The following is a 2,972-nucleotide window of genomic DNA, read 5'->3' as shown; positions in this document are numbered from 1 at the left end:
CCTCGCGGGCGCCCACGAGCAGGCCGGCTGGTGGGGCAAGGGCCGTCCGGCGGACTGGGCCGACGCGGTCGAGGCCGCGCGCACGGTCGCCCGGGAAGCCGGAGTCGAACTGATCGTCCGCAAGGGCCAGTACGGGCCGTGGCATCCCGGCCGGTGCGCCGAGTTCGTGGCGGTCGTGGACGGCGCGGAGCAGGTCGTCGGTCACGCGGGCGAGCTGCACCCCCGGGTGCTGAAGGCGCTGAGCCTGCCCGCCCGCACCTGCGCGATGGAGCTGGACCTCGACGTCCTCGAGGCGGTCGGCGACGACACCCCGCAGGCGCCGGGCATCTCCACCTTCCCCGTCGCCACACAGGACGTCGCCCTCGTCGTCGACGGGTTCGTCCCGCACGCCGAGGTCGAGGCCGCGCTGCGCGAGGGGGCGGGCGAACTGCTGGAGGGGATCCGGCTGTTCGACGTGTACGAGAACGCGGAGCAGCTGGGCGACGGGCGCAAGTCGCTCGCCTACGCGCTCCGCTTCCGCGCCGGCGACCGGACGCTGACGGTCGACGAGGCGTCGGCGGCGAGGGACGCGGCGGTGGCCCTGGCCGGTGAGCGCACCGGAGCCGTCCTGCGCGGCTGACCACGGCGGACCACACCGACGGCGCGGTCCCTCCTCCCCTTCGCGGGGAGCGGGGGACCGCGCCGTCGGCCGTGTGACCCGAATCGCCGGGCCGTCGCTTTTCGAGGGGGAGCCGACGGCCCGGCGAACCTCTTGCGAGGCATTCCAGTCAAACCGACCGGAAACACTCGGCGACAGTGCGCACACCCGGTGATTGCACGCATTCCCTTCGCACCCCGTGTGAAGGCCGGACCACTAGGCTGACGGCACCGAGGTACCGGGGGGCCACCCATGCAGCCCAACACTCTGCTCGACGCGATCCTGGACGAGGCGGGCATCTCGCACGCGGGCCTCGCCGCCCACGTCAACCAGGCGGGCCGAGCCCGCGGACTGGCCCTGCGCTATGAGCACACCGCGGTGGCCCGGTGGTTGAAGGGTCAGCGGCCGAGGGGCCAGGTGCCGGACCTGATCTGCGAGGTGCTCGCGGGCCGGCTGCACCGTCCGGTCACCCTCGACGACATCGGGCTCGGCGTCCCCGGCGAGTCGTCCGCCCCGCACGGCACCTCGCTCTCCGGGTTCGTCGAGCGGGCCACCGCGCTGTGGCGCTCCGACGAGCAGCAGCGTCCGCACATCCTCGGCGCGCCCGCCGTCACCGGCACGCCTGCCGTGATGCCGGTCTGGGAGTGGGAGAACCCGCCGGAGGACGTGGACGTCTCACGCGGCGGCCGGCATCGCGTCACCTCCGCCGATCTGGAGATGCTGCGGGCCGCCCGCACCCACTACGAGCAGCTGTACCGCAAGGCCGGCGGCATCGCGACCCGCAGCCGTATCGTCGGCTTCCTGAACGCCGAGGCCGCGCCGCTGCTGCGCGGCAGCTACACCGACGAGACGGGCCGTCAACTGCACCGTGCGACCGGGGGGTTGGTGGCCGTCGCCGGGATCTGCGCGTACGACTCGGACGCGCACGGGCTGGCCCAGCGCTACTTCCATCAGGCGCTCAGACTGGCGAAGGCCAGCGGGGACCGAGGACTCGGGGCCTACGTCATCGCCCTTCTCGTCAACCAGTCGCTGTTCATGCGGGAGTACCGGCAGGCGGTGGCCTTCGCGGAGGCCGCGCTGCGGGCGGCGGGCAAGCACATCACGCCGGCTCTCGCCTCGGATCTGTACGCGATGCAGGCCAAGGCGTACGCGCACCTCGGCGACGGCACGAGCGCCCTGTCGTGCATCCGGCGTGCCGAGACGGCCGCCGACCGCATCCTGCGCGGACGCGAGCCGGACGAGACGGGCTATGTCCAGCCGGGCCTGGTCAACGTCCAGGTGGCGGAGGCGCTGCTCAGCCTCGGCGACCTGGCCGCGGCCGCGGAGCACGCGGCGGCCGCCGTCGGCACCCCGGCGCACGACCGGGGCCGGGTGCACCGGCTGGCCATGCTCAGCACGATCGAGCTGCGGCAGGGCAACGCCGACAAGGCGGTGGTCACCGCGATGGAGATGGCCGAACAGGCCCGGGGGATGGAGTCGCAGCGGCTGCGCGACAGACTCCGGGCGGTGCGCGAACACCTGGTGCGCAGCGGCTGCGCGGGCACCGCCGAGGCCGCCGAACTCATCGACGGGGCGCTGCGCGTACCGCTGTAGACGGGACGGGCCGCCACCGTCGCTGCATGGTTCCTGCTGCGATATTGCCACTTAGTCGACGGAAGGTGGCAGAACCGTGCAGTGGACGAAACAGAACGAGCAAACTGTGTATGAAAACCGCTGGTTCAGCGTCAATCTGGCAGATGTGGAGCTGCCCGACGGCCGGCACCTCGACCACTTCCTCATACGGCTGAGGCCGGTCGCGGTGGCCACGGTCGTGAACCCGGCGAACGAGGTGCTCCTGCTGTGGCGCCACCGTTTCATCACCGACAGCTGGGGCTGGGAGCTCGCGGCGGGCGTGGTCGAGGACGGCGAGGACGTCGCCCGCGCCGCCGCCAGGGAACTCGAGGAGGAGACCGGCTGGCGGCCGGGGCCGCTGCGCCATCTGATGAGCGTGGAGCCGTCCAACGGGCTCACCGACGCCGTCCACCACATCTACTGGTCGGACCGCGGGGAGTACGTGGGGCACCCGGTGGACGACTTCGAGTCGGACCGCCGCGAGTGGGTTCCGCTGAAGGCCGTTCCCGACCTGGTCGCCCGTGGGGAGGTCCCGGCCGCCAACATGGCGGCGGCGTTGATGCTGCTGCACCACCACAGGATCGGCTGAGCCCCCGTGCCGCCCGACCTCGCGGGCCCGCTCGGGTGCGCGTGCGGGGCGCGCTCCCGGGGGCGTGGCGGCGCGTACGTCGGTCTCGCGCGCGTGAAGACGTCGTCTTCCTCGTCGCCGCCGAAGGCGTCGAGG

At 73.0% G+C, this 2,972-nt stretch carries 3 protein-coding genes; all 3 read left to right on the top strand.

From position 1 onward, the window contains the following. A partial coding sequence (locus ACN6LD_RS23455) for a phenylalanine--tRNA ligase subunit beta-related protein (protein WP_458576033.1) occupies positions 1–619 on the top strand: 619 nt, incomplete at its 5' end. Positions 620–889: 270 nt separating this feature from the next. Next, entirely contained in the window at positions 890–2,230 is a 1,341-nt protein-coding gene (locus ACN6LD_RS23450) for a transcriptional regulator (protein WP_445044174.1), read from the top strand. Positions 2,231–2,306: 76 nt separating this feature from the next. After that, positions 2,307–2,837, top strand: coding sequence for an NUDIX hydrolase (locus ACN6LD_RS23445; protein WP_319187529.1), 531 nt, complete (start codon positions 2,307–2,309; stop codon positions 2,835–2,837). Positions 2,838–2,972 lie beyond the last annotated feature (135 nt).

The organism is Streptomyces sp. SAS_272 (assembly GCF_052543235.1).
The sequence above is the reverse complement of the archived record's forward strand: the minus strand, read 5'-3'. Positions and strand labels throughout refer to the sequence as shown.